At 57.1% G+C, this 13,835-nt stretch carries 14 protein-coding genes; 8 read left to right on the top strand and 6 right to left on the bottom strand.

The genetic code is table 11. The annotated features are described in order from the left end of the window. The first annotated feature begins 12 nt into the window (after nt 1–12). Both LJA86_RS09735 and LJA86_RS09730 read left to right on the top strand, forming a co-directional pair. Nucleotides 13–1,596 (top strand): MFS transporter, encoded by a 1,584-nt coding sequence (locus LJA86_RS09735; RefSeq protein ID WP_045908199.1) that lies wholly within the window; start codon nt 13–15, stop codon nt 1,594–1,596. A gap of 4 nt (nt 1,597–1,600) precedes the next feature. Next, entirely contained in the window at nt 1,601–2,740 is a 1,140-nt protein-coding gene (locus tag LJA86_RS09730; protein WP_111967061.1) for a glycoside hydrolase family 88/105 protein, read from the top strand. Nucleotides 2,741–2,816: 76 nt separating this feature from the next. Here the strand turns inward: LJA86_RS09730 and argS are convergent, their stop codons facing one another. Continuing rightward, complete coding sequence (gene argS, locus LJA86_RS09725; protein ID WP_008500436.1) at nt 2,817–4,550, bottom strand: arginine--tRNA ligase; 1,734 nt, start codon at nt 4,548–4,550, stop codon at nt 2,817–2,819. Nucleotides 4,551–4,789: 239 nt separating this feature from the next. On the opposite strand from argS, the gene LJA86_RS09720 reads away from it, so the two are divergent. Beyond that, entirely contained in the window at nt 4,790–5,359 is a 570-nt protein-coding gene (locus tag LJA86_RS09720; RefSeq protein WP_069718983.1) for a VOC family protein, read from the top strand. Between the two features lie 69 nt (nt 5,360–5,428). Next, the gene (cutC, locus tag LJA86_RS09715) at nt 5,429–6,172 is read left to right on the top strand and encodes a copper homeostasis protein CutC (protein ID WP_045908202.1); all 744 of its coding nucleotides are present in this window, start codon (nt 5,429–5,431) and stop codon (nt 6,170–6,172) included. Nucleotides 6,173–6,434: 262 nt separating this feature from the next. Here cutC and cmoB read toward each other — a convergent pair whose 3' ends face one another. The 5 genes from cmoB to LJA86_RS09690 are packed head-to-tail and all read right to left on the bottom strand — an operon-like array spanning nt 6,435 to nt 10,015. Beyond that, nucleotides 6,435–7,406 (bottom strand): tRNA 5-methoxyuridine(34)/uridine 5-oxyacetic acid(34) synthase CmoB, encoded by a 972-nt coding sequence (cmoB, locus tag LJA86_RS09710; RefSeq protein WP_045908203.1) that lies wholly within the window; start codon nt 7,404–7,406, stop codon nt 6,435–6,437. After that, nucleotides 7,403–8,146, bottom strand: a complete 744-nt coding sequence (gene cmoA, locus LJA86_RS09705) for a carboxy-S-adenosyl-L-methionine synthase CmoA (RefSeq protein ID WP_045908204.1) — start codon at nt 8,144–8,146, stop codon at nt 7,403–7,405. Before cmoA ends, cmoB begins: the two co-directional genes overlap by 4 nt. A 40-nt stretch (nt 8,147–8,186) precedes the next feature. Beyond that, on the bottom strand, nt 8,187–8,582 hold the full coding sequence (locus LJA86_RS09700) for an MAPEG family protein (RefSeq protein ID WP_021240443.1): 396 nt from the start codon (nt 8,580–8,582) through the stop codon (nt 8,187–8,189). A gap of 51 nt (nt 8,583–8,633) precedes the next feature. Next, nucleotides 8,634–9,452: a DUF72 domain-containing protein gene (locus LJA86_RS09695; protein ID WP_229226073.1), complete on the bottom strand. Its 819-nt coding sequence runs from the start codon at nt 9,450–9,452 to the stop codon at nt 8,634–8,636. Next, nucleotides 9,449–10,015 carry a hydrolase gene (locus LJA86_RS09690; RefSeq protein ID WP_229226072.1) on the bottom strand — a complete coding sequence of 189 codons (567 nt, stop codon included), beginning with the start codon at nt 10,013–10,015 and terminating at the stop codon, nt 9,449–9,451. The genes LJA86_RS09695 and LJA86_RS09690 overlap by 4 nt, the downstream gene beginning before the upstream one ends. 263 nt (nt 10,016–10,278) lie before the next feature. Here LJA86_RS09690 and aspS point away from each other — a divergent pair, with 263 nt between their 5' ends. Genes aspS through ruvC form a run of 4 tightly spaced genes read left to right on the top strand, consistent with a single transcriptional unit; the run spans nt 10,279 to nt 13,820 of the window. Next, nucleotides 10,279–12,051: an aspartate--tRNA ligase gene (aspS, locus tag LJA86_RS09685; protein ID WP_032675040.1), complete on the top strand. Its 1,773-nt coding sequence runs from the start codon at nt 10,279–10,281 to the stop codon at nt 12,049–12,051. A 1-nt stretch (nt 12,052) separates the two neighbouring features. Beyond that, entirely contained in the window at nt 12,053–12,496 is a 444-nt protein-coding gene (nudB, locus tag LJA86_RS09680; protein WP_008500446.1) for a dihydroneopterin triphosphate diphosphatase, read from the top strand. 27 nt (nt 12,497–12,523) lie between these two features. Beyond that, a complete protein-coding gene (locus LJA86_RS09675) occupies nt 12,524–13,264 on the top strand; it encodes a YebC/PmpR family DNA-binding transcriptional regulator (RefSeq protein ID WP_008500447.1) in 741 nt (246 codons plus the stop codon). 34 nt (nt 13,265–13,298) lie between these two features. After that, on the top strand, nt 13,299–13,820 hold the full coding sequence (gene ruvC / locus LJA86_RS09670; RefSeq protein ID WP_003859749.1) for a crossover junction endodeoxyribonuclease RuvC: 522 nt from the start codon (nt 13,299–13,301) through the stop codon (nt 13,818–13,820). The last annotated feature ends 15 nt before the right edge of the window (nt 13,821–13,835 follow it).

The raw sequence follows: 13,835 nt of genomic DNA, 5'->3' as shown, positions 1-13,835 counted from the left end.
GGGTTGACGGCAATGAAAACACGTAAAATTGGACTCGCGAATTATCTTGCGTACGGATCAGGCGATTTCCTTGGGGCGGGTACCACCGCCCTGACGGCGGCCTGGCTTTTATATTTTTATACCACCTTCTGCGGACTCTCACCGATCGAAGCAACGTTCATCTTTGCCGCGGCAAGGGTGCTGGATGCCGTGGTTAGCCCGTTAATGGGCTTTTTAACCGATAACTTTGGTACGACCTGGCTCGGTAAGCGCTTTGGCCGTCGTAAGTTCTTTATCCTGCTGGGTATTCCGTGCGTGTTCAGCTACTCGCTGATGTGGGTTGGGGACATGAGCTTCTGGTATTACCTGCTGACCTATCTGGTGTTTGATATTGTCTACACCATGATTCTGGTGCCGTACGAAACGCTGGTGCCGGAAATGACTGACGACTTTAAACAGAAAACGAAGTTCTCCGGGGCGCGCATCTCTATGGCGCAGATGTCCGCCATTCTGGCCTCCTTCCTGCCGGGGATCCTGTTGACCCACTTCGGGAAAGACAACGCGGTTTCCTTCTTCTACGCAAGCCTGGTCTTCTCTGTGCTCTGCGCGCTGATGCTGACCTTCGTCTGGTGCTTCACCTGGGAGCGCCCGCGCGAAGAGTGGTCTGAAGCGGCGCTGCGTGCTGAAGAAGAGAAGAAGAAACTGACGCTGGGGCAGAGCCTCAACCGGCTGATCGTTGAGTTAAGCTCCACGCTGCGCATCAAAATTTTCCGTCAGCATCTGGGCATGTACCTCGGCGGCTATATCGCGCAGGACGTGTTTAACGCGGTATTCACCTACTACGTGGTGTTCGTGCTGATGCAGGAAGCGTCAATGGCGTCCAGTCTGCTGGGCACGATGGCTATCTTCCAGTTCATTGCGGTTATCGCCATGATCCCGCTGTGTATCCGCTTCGGGCCTGCACCGTCCTACCGCATGGTTGTGGTGCTCTTTGGCCTGGCGTCTCTCTCATACGCCGTACTCTATTACGCTGGCCTGAGCGACGTCTACGCTCTGCTGTTGCTGATCTCTGCGGTCGCAGGGCTGGGTCGTGGCGGTATCAACTACGTGCCATGGAATACCTACACCTACATTGCTGACGTGGATGAAGTGATCACCGGCCAGCGCCGCGAAGGGATTTTCGCGGGCATCATGACCCTGACCCGCAAGGCGTCGCAGGCCGGTGCGGTGATGCTGGTGGGCATCGTGATGCAGATGTCCGGCTTTGTCAGTGGTCAGAAAGTGCAGCCTGCGGAAGTGAGCCACACCATTTTGATGATCCTGAGCGTGGGCACCATCCTGGTGCTGTTCTGCGGCTTTCTTGTTTCCCTCCGCTTCAAACTCAACTTGCAAACCCACAGCACGCTGCGCGAGGAGACCGCGAAAATGCGTGAGAGTGGTCATGCGATGCCTGAGTCAGCGACGCCACACGCCCGCGCCACCGTCGAGATGCTGGCCGGTATGCCTTATGAGTCACTGTGGGGCAATAACAACATCGGTTATCTGAATCGCAATAAGCCAGCGGCACCTTCTCTCAAGGATCGCGCGGTACTGAATTCGACATACAACAGAGGTTAAGATGATGAAAGTTTGGCCTGTCAAACATAGCCCGTTATTACGTCAGCCAGAGCGCTTTATCGCCCGGGACGAGCTGAAATCGCTGATTCAAAAGGTGACGCATAATCTGGTCAATATCCGCGACAAAACGGGTGAATTTTTGCTGCGGCTGGACGACGGGCGCGTGATCGACACCAAAGGCTGGGCCGGATGGGAGTGGACGCACGGCGTCGGCCTGTATGGTATCTGGCAGTATTACTGCCAGACCGGCGACGAAGGTATGCGCGACATCATCGACTGCTGGTTTGCCGACCGCTTTGCGGAAGGCGCAACCACCAAAAACGTGAATACCATGTCGCCGTTCCTGACGCTCGCTTATCGTTACGAAGAGACCCAAAATCAGGCCTGGCTGCCGTGGCTGGAAAGCTGGGCGGAATGGGCGATGGCGGAGATGCCGCGCACTGAACACGGCGGGATGCAGCACATCACCCTGGCGGAAGAGAACCATCAGCAGATGTGGGACGACACGCTAATGATGACGGTGCTGCCGCTGGCGAAAATCGGCAAGCTGCTCAACAGACCGGAGTACGTTGAAGAGGCTGTGTATCAGTTCCTGCTGCACGTGCAGAATCTGATGGACCGGGAGACCGGACTGTGGTTCCACGGCTGGAGCTATGACGGTAATCATAACTTTGCCCGTGCCCGCTGGGCGCGCGGCAACAGCTGGCTCACCATCGTGATCCCGGACTTCCTCGAACTGGTGGATCTGCCGGAAAGCAACGCCGTGCGCCGCTACCTGGTGCAGGTATTGAACGCGCAGATTGCCGCGCTGGCGAAGTGTCAGGACGGGAGTGGTTTGTGGCGCACGCTGCTTGACGATCCACATTCTTATCTTGAGGCGTCCGCCACGGCAGGGTTTGCCTACGGCATTCTGAAAGCCGTGCGCAAGCGCTATGTTGGCGCGGAGTATGCCGAAGTGGCAGAAAAAGCAATTCGCGGTATCGTCAGGAATATCTCGCCGGAAGGCGAGCTGTTGCAAACGTCGTTCGGCACGGGCATGGGGAGCGATCTTGAGTTTTATCGTCAGATCCCGCTGACCTCAATGCCGTATGGGCAGGCGATGGCGATACTGTGTCTGACGGAGTATTTGCGGAAATACTTCTGAACCTGTGGATATCCCCGGTGGCGCTGTGTTTACCGGGGCTACAAAACAAAACCCGGCTTGCGCCGGGTTTTTTGCATTACATACGTTCTACGGTTTCGATACCCAGGGTATCCAGACCCAGCTTCAGGGTCTTCGCCGTCAGCTGCGCCAGCTTCAGGCGACTGTTGCGGACCGATTCATTCTCCGCGGAAAGAATAGGGCAGTGCTCGTAGAAGCCGGAGAACAGACCCGCCAGGTCGTACAGGTAAGCACACATCACGTGCGGCGTGCCATCACGTGCGACCACGGTCAGCGTCTCTTCGAACTGCAGCAGACGCGCTGCCAGCTGTGCTTCACGATCTTCCGTGATGGTCACGGTGGCATTCGCCAGCACGCTTTCGTCGATATTGGCTTTACGGAAGACCGACAGCACGCGGGTATAGGCGTACTGCATGTATGGCGCCGTGTTGCCTTCAAACGCCAGCATGTTATCCCAGTCGAAGATATAGTCGGTGGTACGGTTTTTGGACAGGTCAGCGTATTTCACCGCACCGATACCCACGGCGTTGGCCAGTTTTTCCAGCTCGTCGGCCGGCATGTCCGGATTCTTCTCGGCCACCAGACGACGGGCGCGTTCCAGCGCTTCGTCCAGCAGGTCGGACAGCTTCACGGTCCCGCCCGCACGGGTTTTGAACGGCTTGCCGTCTTTGCCCAGCATCATGCCGAACATATGGTGTTCCAGCGGAACGCTGTCCGGCACGTAACCGGCTTTACGAACGATCGTCCACGCTTGCATCAGGTGCTGGTGCTGACGGGAGTCGATGTAGTACAGCACGCGGTCGGCATGCAGCGTTTCGTAACGGTATTTCGCACAGGCGATGTCGGTCGTGGTGTAGAGATAGCCGCCATCCTTTTTCTGGATGATCACGCCCATCGGTTCGCCTTCCTTGTTTTTGTACTCATCAAGGAACACAACCGTTGCGCCTTCGCTCTCAACCGCCAGGTTTTTCGCTTTCAGGTCAGCCACAATGCCGGGCAGCATTGGGTTATACAGGCTTTCACCCATCACGTCGTCACGGGTCAGGGTGACGTTCAGACGGTTATAGGTCAGCTGGTTCTGAGACATGGTGATGTCAACCAGCTTGCGCCACATCTCGAGGAAGTATTGATCGCCGCCCTGCAGTTTTACCACGTAGCTGCGCGCGCGCTCGGCAAAGGCTTCGTCTTCGTCGTAGTGTTTTTTGGCTTCGCGATAGAACCCTTCCAGGTCCGCCAGCGCCATTTCGCCCGCGTTTTCCTGCTGCTGTTTTTCCAGGTAAGCAATCAGCATCCCGAACTGGGTACCCCAGTCGCCCACGTGGTTCGCGCGGATCACCTTATGACCGAGGAACTCGAGCGTACGCACCGCGGCATCACCGATGATGGTGGAGCGCAGGTGGCCAACGTGCATCTCTTTCGCCACGTTCGGGGCAGAGTAGTCGATCACGACGGTCTGCGCTTCCGGCTGGGAAACACCCAGACGGTCAGATTTCAGCGCCGCGTCAACGTGGCTTGCCAGGAAGGCAGGCTCAAGGAAGATGTTGATAAAGCCCGGGCCGGCGATTTCGGTTTTGCTGGCAATGCCGGCGAGATCCAGATGCGTCAGTACCTGCTCAGCGAGCTGTCGCGGCGGCATGCCCAGTTTTTTAGCCACTGCCATCACGCCATTAGCCTGATAGTCGCCAAACTGTACTTTTGCTGACTGACGAACCTGCGGTTCGCAATCCGCAGGCGCACCTGCGGCAATCAGTGCCTGACTGACTTTTTCGGAGAGAAGAGCCTGAATATTCACCTGGATACCTTACTTTTTTGATGCGGGCTCACAACCACCCGCGCCAGTTAGAGAATTTAGGGCGGGAGTATACTGCAAATGCCTTCTGCCGTCAGCATCGCGGGGCCTGAAGATTGCTCAGAATCCAGGCTAAGAAGGTGTGCATAAACATGCAATCATAAAAAGCCGGATTCTGCGGTTGGTCAAAACAGGGCAACAGAGTAAATTAGCGGCTTTGCGACACGAAAAGAGAGTGACTTATGGCGAACTGGCAATCCATTGACGAACTGCATGATATTTCCGCAGATTTACCGCGTTTCACCCAGGCGTTCACAGAACTTGCCACCCGTCTGGGTCTGGATATTGCGCCGCTTGAGGCCGATCACATCTCTTTGCGCTGCCATCAGAATGCCACCGCAGAGCGCTGGCGACGTGGGTTCGAACAGTGCGGCGAGTTACTGTCCGAGAACATCATTAACGGTCGGCCTATTTGCCTGTTCAGGCTGCGTGAGCCGGTGAACGTGGCCCACTGGCAATTCACCGTGGTTGAACTGCCGTGGCCGGGCGAGAAGCGCTATCCGCACGAAGGGTGGGAGCACATTGAAATTGTCCTGCCGGGCGAGCCGGAGACATTAAACGCCCGTGCGCTGGCCCTGTTAGCTGACGAAGGCTTAAGCCAGCCAGGGATTTTTGTGAAGACCAGTTCACCCAAAGGTGAGCGCGAGCGATTACCGAATCCGACGCTGGCCGTCACGGACGGGAAGGTCACGGTGAAGTTTCATCCCTGGACCATTGAGCAGATCGTTGCCAGTGAAGCGCAAGAGATGTGAGTTCCCGCCGGGACTGAAAGCGGACGGCATGTCATGATGGCGCGTTTGGTGGGAGTAAAGGAGGATTAAATGGCGCTGCTGGAGATTTGCTGTTACAGCGTGGAGTGCGCCGTCACCGCGCAAAAACACGGGGCTGACCGCATTGAACTGTGTGCGGCACCCAAAGAGGGCGGGCTGACGCCTTCTTACGGTGTGCTGAGGGCCGCCCGTCAGGCCGTCACCATTCCCGTTCACCCGATTATTCGTCCGCGCGGCGGTGATTTTTGCTACACGGCGGGCGAGTTCGGTGCCATGCTTGAAGACATCGCCCTCGTTCGCGACCTGGGGTTCCCGGGGCTGGTCACTGGCCTGCTGGATGAGGACGGCAATATTGATATCCCGCGCATGCGTCAGGTCATGAGCGCCGCGAAGGGGCTGGCCGTCACGTTTCATCGCGCATTTGATATGTGTAAAGATCCGCTTCAGGCCTTTGAAACGCTTGGAGAACTTGGCGTGGCGCGCGTTCTGACCTCGGGTCAACAGGCGTCCGCAGAAAAAGGAATGCAATTAATTACGGAACTAAACGCACATTCCCGCGTTCCAATAATAATGGCGGGTGCGGGAGTCCGTGCCAGCAATCTGGAACTGTTTTTAAACGCCGGGGTAAAAGAGCTGCACAGCTCGGCAGGCAAATGGATGCCGTCACCCATGCGTTATCGCAATACAGGATTGTCTATGTCGACGGATGCTGAAGCGGATGAGTATTCACGCTACGGTGTCGAGGGAGAGTCGGTTGCGGAAATGAAGTCGCTGATTGAGCGCCATCACGTGTAGCAACGTACCGATTTTTACCGCGCATCATGTCGCCCAATATGATGCTTGCTTGTACCAGGCCCCTGCAAATTACACAGGGGCCTTTTTTTCTCCTTCATATTTCAAGCCGCAGCCGCGTTGGCCGCCTCGCTCACCCCGGTCACTTACTGATGTAAGCTCCCGGGGATTCGCTGCGTTGCCGCCTTGCTGCAACTTGAACTATTTTGGAGAAAACGTGCGACGCGTAGGCCGGGTAAGGCGCAGCCGCCACCCGGCTAACAGGTTACGGCTTTGTCGCTATCAGCACCGCACGCATCGGGGCCGGATAGCCTTCGATGGTTTTGCTGTGATCGGTTGGGTCGAGGAACTGCTCCAGCGATTCGGTGATCATCCAGTCGGTGCGGCGCTGCTCTTCGATTGAGGTCACGCTGACATCGGCAATCCGCACGTCCACAAACCCGCATTTCTCCAGCCAGTTCTTCAGCGCCAGCGCGGAAGGGATGAAGTAAACGTTGCGCATCTGCGCGTAGCGATCGCCCGGCACCAGAACGGCATGTTCATCGCCTTCGATGACCAGCGTTTCCAGCACCAGCTCGCCGCCGCTGACCAGCTGATCTTTCAGTTGCCACAGGTGCTCCAGCGGGGAACGACGGTGGTACAGCACGCCCATGGAGAACACGGTATCAAATGCTTTCAGAGCGGGCAGTTGCTCAATACCCAGCGGCAGCAGGTGTGCGCGCTGGTCGTTACCCAGCAGCTTACGTACCGCTTCAAACTGGCACAGGAACAGCTGCATCGGGTCAATACCCACCGCCAGATGCGCACCCGCGCCAATCATGCGCCACATGTGGTAACCGCTGCCGCAGCCCACGTCCAGAATGGTGCGCCCGGTCAGGTCGGAAAGGTGGGGCAGAACGCGATCCCATTTCCAGTCTGAGCGCCATTCGGTATTGATGTTCACGCCGTACAGCGAGAACGGCCCTTTGCGCCACGGCATCAGGTTGCGCATCAGCGTTTCGATGCGGTTGATCTGTCCTGGCGGAAGCGGTTCTTCACTCTCTGCGGTGACGCTGTGCAGGAGATCCAGACGATGCGGGGTCAGCTCGGGCAGAAACTCCACCGCATTCGCCCACTGCTTTAACAGGCCGTGCTGCTGATCGCGCTGCCAGGCGGCAATCTGCGCAGGCAGCGTCTCCAGCCAGTGTGAGAGCTGATTTTTGGCAATCAACTGATAGAAGTTACTGAACTCGATCATGCCGGTTTCCCCGCTTTCAGCGCCACCAGCGAACCAAAGTTGAAGCACTGGAACCACAGTTCGCTATGCTCAAATCCGGCCTGACGCAGGCGCGCCTTGTGGGTTTCTACGGAGTCCGTCAGCATCACGTTTTCGAGCATGCTACGCTTCTGGCTGATCTCCAGCTCGCTGTAGCCGTTCGCACGCTTGAAATCGTGGTGCATATTGAACAGCAGCTCGCCAACCTCGGCATCTTCAAAACTGAATTTCTCTGAGAGCACCAGCGCGCCGCCAGGATTCAGCCCCTGATAAATTTTGTCCAGCAGCAACTGGCGGTCTTCCGGCACCAGGAACTGCAGCGTGAAATTCAGCACGACCATGGACGCGTTAGTGATCTCAATCTCGCGGATATCGCCTTCCACCACGTCCACTGGCACAGGGGCTTTGTAGGCGTCAATATGACGACGGCAGCGTTCAACCATCGCCGGGGAGTTATCGACGGCTATGATTCGGCAGCCTTCGTGGTGAACGTTACGACGAACCGACAGCGTTGCCGCGCCGAGCGAGCAGCCCAGGTCATAGACCTGCGTGCCGGGTTGAACGAAGCGCTCAGCCAGCATGCCGATCATAGAGATAATATTGGAATAACCGGGAACAGAGCGCTGGATCATATCCGGGAAGACTTCGGCTACCCGTTCATCGAAGGTCCAGTCGCCCAGGCTGGCGATAGGCGCGGAAAAAAGCGTGTCGCGATCTGACATAACGTAAAAATCCGGGAAAAATAAAGTGGCGTATTGTGCGCTAATGGAGGGAGAAAACCAACTCCCACGGCATATACCACAGGTTAGCCAGCACCATCAGCAAAAGTGAACACCAGGTCGCACTCATGCCGGAACGACGCCAGCGGATTAAGCGGTGGTGAAAACCGTAATAGTGCATCAGGCGGCCAGCGATAAGCAGCAGGCCACAGATGTGCACCATCCAGGTTTCTGCGCCATTCATCTCCATAAACAGCAGCAGGATTAAGGCCGCGGGGATGTATTCGACCGCATTGCCGTGAATGCGGATTGCGCTTTGCAGCTCGGAAAATCCGCCGTCACCGTAGGAGACGCGGTAGAGCGTTCTGAGGCGCACAACATCAAATGAAAATTTAATCAGCAGTAATGCACCTAACACCGCATACAGCGCGCTGACCATACAAACTCCCTGTTTTTGGCAGATGGCACTTCACTATGATAGGGGGTGATATCAGAAAAGAGAAGATTGTTGTGGGATGGAAGGGGCGCAGCCCACGGACGGCACCGCAGTCTGCAAGGCCTGCCACAGAGCATCGACCAGTTCGGGGGCCTGGGCAATATCCGGCGTGTGCAAAAAGAGATACGGCGTGGTGGTGTGTTCCCACGAGGCCAGTTTTTCCAGCCAGACGGCGAACAGCGCCTGGTTTTGCTGCATGTTATCGCTGCCGATAAACCTGACCATGGGGTTCTTCGCGGTCACCACAGCATGAACGGGCACTTTTGGCTTTTTACGCTGCGCCTCAATGATGGCCTCACTGTGCGGTATCGCGCTGTGCACCGGACGGCTATCGAGGATCACCCGGTTAACGGAACGCTCGAGAAGGCCGCGGTTGAGCGCTTTTTCTGCTTCGCCCTTCGCAAAGAAGTCCTGGTGTCGAACTTCCACGCCGTAGGTAAACTCCCGGGGCAGGGCGTCCAGAAATGTCCACAGTGCGGGCAGGTCGCGCGGGCCAAAGACGGCCGGAAGCTGCAGCCAGTACTGGCCAATGCGGTTTGCCAGAGGCGCCATCCGGGCAAAGAATTCGTCGGTCAACTCACCGCAGTTTCGCAGCGCGGCCTGGTGAGAAATGGTCGCCGGAAACTTGAAGCAGAAGCGGAAGTCGTCGGTCGTTTGTTCCCGCCAGCGCGCAACAATCTCGGCTTTCGGGAGCGCATAGAGGGTAGTGTTACCCTCGACGCAGTTGAAGTGTCGGGCATACTCTTCAAGGCTGGTGATGCCAAGGCGCACCCATTTCGGGTGCGACCACTGGGGTAAACCGACATACATCATAGCGCGCTGACAATCTCATCCGTGCTGCGCACGCGGCCGATGCGCGGGAAGATGTGGGTCATGCTGCCCTGGTGCTGTTCCGCGGAGGCCGCGCTGCAGGCATCTTCGGCGATCACCAGATTAAAGCCGAGCTCCCACGCGTTGCGGGCAGTCGACTCCACGCCGATGTTGGTGGAAATACCGCACAGTATAATGGTGTCAATGCCGCGACGGCGGAGCTGCAGCTCAAGATCGGTGCCGTAAAATGCGCCCCACTGGCGTTTAGTGACTTCGATATCGCTGTCGCGTTTGCCAAGCGAGACCGGGTACGTCCACCAGTTTTCCGGCAGGGCTCGCGCGGGTGCCTGCGCATCAACGGGCTGTTTTAACGCTTCGGCGTAATCCGCAGACCAGCCGACGCGCACCATGACAACCGGGGCACCGCTGGCGCGGCATTTTTCCGCCAGGCGGGCGGCGCGGCTGACTACATCGTCCGCGGTATGCGGGCCACCGGCGAAGGGCAAAATGCCTTCCTGTAAATCAATGACTACAAGCGCGGTTTTTCTGAGATCAAGGGTTAACATCGTTACTCCCGTTAAATTAATCACTTCCAGACACCATACGACGTGATGGCCTGTTATTGGTCGCATAATTTTGTTAATTTTTGTGAGAATGCGCAATAAGAGTGCAGCAAACGACCGCCTGGCCGTGGTTCACTCTTATCGTCCGGCGGAATTTCCAGTATAATAGCCGCCTTTTTTCATCCAGTTGTGACATACAGAAAGCTGCGACATAGTAGCCTGCATACCAGGCGACATTTAGCCTGCGGCTAATTAAGGGATATCTCATGCGTACAGAATATTGCGGGCAGCTGCGTCAGTCCCACGTCGGACAGCAGGTCACCCTGTGTGGTTGGGTCAATCGTCGTCGTGATCTTGGTAGCCTTATCTTCATCGATATGCGCGACCGCGAAGGTATCGTTCAGGTGTTCTTCGATCCGGATCGCGCAGATGCGTTGAAGCTGGCCTCTGAGCTGCGTAATGAGTTCTGCATTCAGGTCACCGGCACCGTACGTGCGCGTGACGAGAAAAACGTTAACGCCGACATGGCGACGGGTGCCATTGAAGTGCTGGCGTCCGATCTGACTATCATCAACCGTGCTGAAGCGCTGCCGCTGGACTCCAACCACGTCAACACCGAAGAAGCGCGTCTGAAATACCGCTACCTGGATCTGCGTCGCCCGGAAATGGCTCAGCGCCTGAAAACCCGCGCGAAAATCACCAGCCTGGTGCGTCGCTTTATGGATGACCACGGTTTCCTCGATATCGAAACCCCGATGCTGACCAAAGCCACGCCGGAAGGCGCGCGCGATTACCTGGTGCCATCCCGCGTTCATAAAGGCAAATTCTACGCGCTGCCGCAGTCTCCACAGCTGTTCAAACAGCTGCTGATGATGTCCGGATTCGATCGCTACTATCAGATCGTGAAATGCTTCCGCGACGAAGACCTGCGTGCTGACCGCCAGCCTGAATTTACCCAGATCGATGTGGAAACCTCCTTCATGACCGCCGAGCAGGTGCGTGAAGTGATGGAAGCCCTGGTGCGTAGCCTGTGGAATGACGTGAAAGGCGTTGAGCTGGGCGATTTCCCAATCATGACCTTCGCGGAAGCCGAGCGTCGCTATGGCTCTGACAAACCAGACCTGCGTAACCCAATGGAGCTGGTAGACGTAGCTGATCTGGTTAAAAACGTGGAGTTCGCGGTATTCGCGGGCCCGGCTAACGACGCTAAAGGCCGCGTAGCAGCGCTGCGTGTACCGGGCGGCGCGGCTCTGAGCCGTAAGCAGATCGACGACTACGGTAACTTCATCAAGATCTACGGCGCGAAAGGTCTGGCCTATATTAAAGTGACCGAGCGTGCGAAAGGTCTGGAAGGTATCACCAGCCCGGTCGCGAAATTCCTGAACGCAGACATCGTGGAAGCGATCCTGGAGCGCACCGGCGCGCAGGACGGCGACATGATCTTCTTCGGTGCAGACAACAAGAAAGTCGTTGCGGATGCGATGGGCGCACTGCGTCTGAAGCTCGGTAAAGACCTGAACCTGACCGACGAGAGCAAATGGGCGCCGCTGTGGGTTATCGACTTCCCAATGTTTGAAGACGACGGTGAAGGCGGCCTGACCGCGATGCACCACCCGTTCACCTCGCCTAAAGAGATGACGGCGGCAGAGCTGAAAGCGGCACCGGAAGAGGCGGTCGCCAACGCCTACGATATGGTCATTAACGGCTACGAAGTGGGTGGCGGTTCCGTGCGTATTCACAGCGGTGAAATGCAGCAGACCGTGTTCGGCATCCTGGGCATCAACGAGCAGGAGCAGCGTGAGAAATTCGGCTTCCTGCTGGACGCGCTGAAATACGGTACGCCTCCGCACGCGGGTCTGGCTTTCGGTCTTGACCGTCTGACCATGCTGCTGACCGGCACCGATAACATCCGTGATGTGATCGCCTTCCCGAAAACCACTGCCGCCGCGTGTCTGATGACCGAAGCGCCAAGCTTTGCCAACCCGGCCGCACTGGCTGAGCTGGGCATTGAGGTGGTGAAGAAGGAAGAGAAAAACTGATATGACATATAAGCTCCCCGTTTCGGTCCTGGTGGTCATTTATGCAGAAGACACGAAGCGGGTGCTGATGTTGCAGCGGCGCGATGACCCGGAATTCTGGCAGTCGGTTACCGGCAGTCTGGAAGAGGGGGAAACCGCGCCGCAGGCCGCCGCGCGTGAAGTAAAGGAAGAGGTCGCCATTGACGTTGCCCGCGAGCAACTGACCCTGAAGGACTGTCAGCGCACGGTGGAGTTTGAAATTTTTAGCCATTTACGTCATCGCTACGCGCCGGGTACCGAGCGCAATACGGAATCGTGGTTCTGTCTCGCGCTCCCCCATGAACGGGAGATCGTGTTTACCGAACACCTGACCTACCGCTGGGTGAATGCGGCGGATGCCGCCGCACTGACCAAGTCGTGGAGCAACCGGCAGGCGATTGAAGAATTTGTAATTAACGCAGCCTGAAAAGGCGCGATTTTTGGAGAACTTTTTATGGCAGGTCATAGTAAGTGGGCCAACACCAAACACCGCAAAGCGGCACAGGATGCCAAGCGCGGTAAGATCTTTACCAAAATCATTCGCGAGCTGGTGACGGCCGCGCGTCTGGGCGGCGGTGACCCGGCTTCTAACCCGCGTCTGCGCGCGGCGGTGGATAAAGCGCTGTCCAACAACATGACGCGTGACACCCTGAACCGTGCTATCGCACGTGGCGTGGGCGGCGATGAAGACGCGAACATGGAAACCATCATCTATGAAGGTTACGGTCCTGGCGGTACGGCGGTGATGGTTGAGTGCCTGTCCGACAACCGTAACCGTACCGTTGCGGAAGTGCGTCACGCGTTCACCAAAACCGGTGGCAACCTGGGCACTGACGGTTCCGTTGCGTACCTGTTCAGCAAAAAAGGCGTCATCTCTTTCGAGAAAGGCGACGAAGATGCGATCATGGAAGCGGCGCTGGAAGCCGGTGCGGAAGACGTGGTGACCTTTGACGACGGTGCTATCGACGTTTACACCGCGTGGGAAGAGATGGGTGCCGTGCGCGATGCGCTGGAAGCGGCTGGCCTGAAAGCGGACAACGCTGAAGTATCCATGATCCCGTCCACCAAAGCGGACATGGATGCGGAAACTGCACCAAAACTGCTGCGTCTGATCGACATGCTCGAAGACTGCGACGACGTTCAGGAAGTGTACCACAACGGTGAAATCTCTGATGAGGTTGCAGCGACTCTCTGATGAGAGCGTGTAGATCCGTTACAGGAGACGCGTGATGTCGATTATTCTCGGGATTGACCCAGGCTCACGCGTCACCGGGTATGGCGTTATCCGTCAGGTGGGACGCCAGTTAACCTACCTCGGCAGCGGCTGTATTCGCACCAAAGTGGACGATCTGCCGTCGCGCCTGAAGCTCATTTATGCGGGCGTGTCGGAGATCATCACCCAGTTTCAGCCGGACTATTTCGCCATCGAGCAGGTCTTTATGGCGAAAAACGCCGATTCGGCGCTAAAGCTCGGTCAGGCGCGCGGAGTGGCCATCGTGGCTGCGGTAAACCAGGATTTGCCGGTATTTGAATACGCGGCACGTCAGGTCAAGCAGACGGTGGTGGGCATCGGTAGCGCGGAGAAAAGTCAGGTGCAGCACATGGTGCGTACCCTGCTGAAGCTCCCTGCAAACCCGCAGGCTGACGCCGCGGATGCGCTGGCGATTGCGATTACCCACTGTCACGTCAGCCAGAACGCGATGCAAATGAGCGAGTCGCGGCTCAATCTGGCGCGAGGCAGGTTACGATAATGACAAATCAGGCTG

The organism is Enterobacter sp. TCD1-1 (assembly GCF_020567405.1).
Classification (GTDB): domain Bacteria; phylum Pseudomonadota; class Gammaproteobacteria; order Enterobacterales; family Enterobacteriaceae; genus Enterobacter; species Enterobacter quasiroggenkampii.
The sequence above is the reverse complement of the archived record's forward strand: the minus strand, read 5'-3'. Positions and strand labels throughout refer to the sequence as shown.

Bases quoted from the DNA above. Each gene is read 5' to 3' on its own strand.
- LJA86_RS09735 (WP_045908199.1), top strand. From the start codon at position 13: ATGAAAACACGTAAAATTGGACTCGCGAATTATCTTGCGTACGGATCA.
- LJA86_RS09730 (WP_111967061.1), top strand. From the start codon at position 1,601: ATGAAAGTTTGGCCTGTCAAACATAGCCCGTTATTACGTCAGCCAGAG.
- LJA86_RS09720 (WP_069718983.1), top strand. From the start codon at position 4,790: ATGGCGAACTGGCAATCCATTGACGAACTGCATGATATTTCCGCAGAT.
- cutC (WP_045908202.1), top strand. From the start codon at position 5,429: ATGGCGCTGCTGGAGATTTGCTGTTACAGCGTGGAGTGCGCCGTCACC.
- cmoB (WP_045908203.1), bottom strand. From the start codon at position 7,406: ATGATCGAGTTCAGTAACTTCTATCAGTTGATTGCCAAAAATCAGCTC.
- cmoA (WP_045908204.1), bottom strand. From the start codon at position 8,146: ATGTCAGATCGCGACACGCTTTTTTCCGCGCCTATCGCCAGCCTGGGC.
- LJA86_RS09700 (WP_021240443.1), bottom strand. From the start codon at position 8,582: ATGGTCAGCGCGCTGTATGCGGTGTTAGGTGCATTACTGCTGATTAAA.
- LJA86_RS09695 (WP_229226073.1), bottom strand. From the start codon at position 9,452: ATGATGTATGTCGGTTTACCCCAGTGGTCGCACCCGAAATGGGTGCGC.
- LJA86_RS09690 (WP_229226072.1), bottom strand. From the start codon at position 10,015: ATGTTAACCCTTGATCTCAGAAAAACCGCGCTTGTAGTCATTGATTTA.
- aspS (WP_032675040.1), top strand. From the start codon at position 10,279: ATGCGTACAGAATATTGCGGGCAGCTGCGTCAGTCCCACGTCGGACAG.
- nudB (WP_008500446.1), top strand. From the start codon at position 12,053: ATGACATATAAGCTCCCCGTTTCGGTCCTGGTGGTCATTTATGCAGAA.
- LJA86_RS09675 (WP_008500447.1), top strand. From the start codon at position 12,524: ATGGCAGGTCATAGTAAGTGGGCCAACACCAAACACCGCAAAGCGGCA.
- ruvC (WP_003859749.1), top strand. From the start codon at position 13,299: ATGTCGATTATTCTCGGGATTGACCCAGGCTCACGCGTCACCGGGTAT.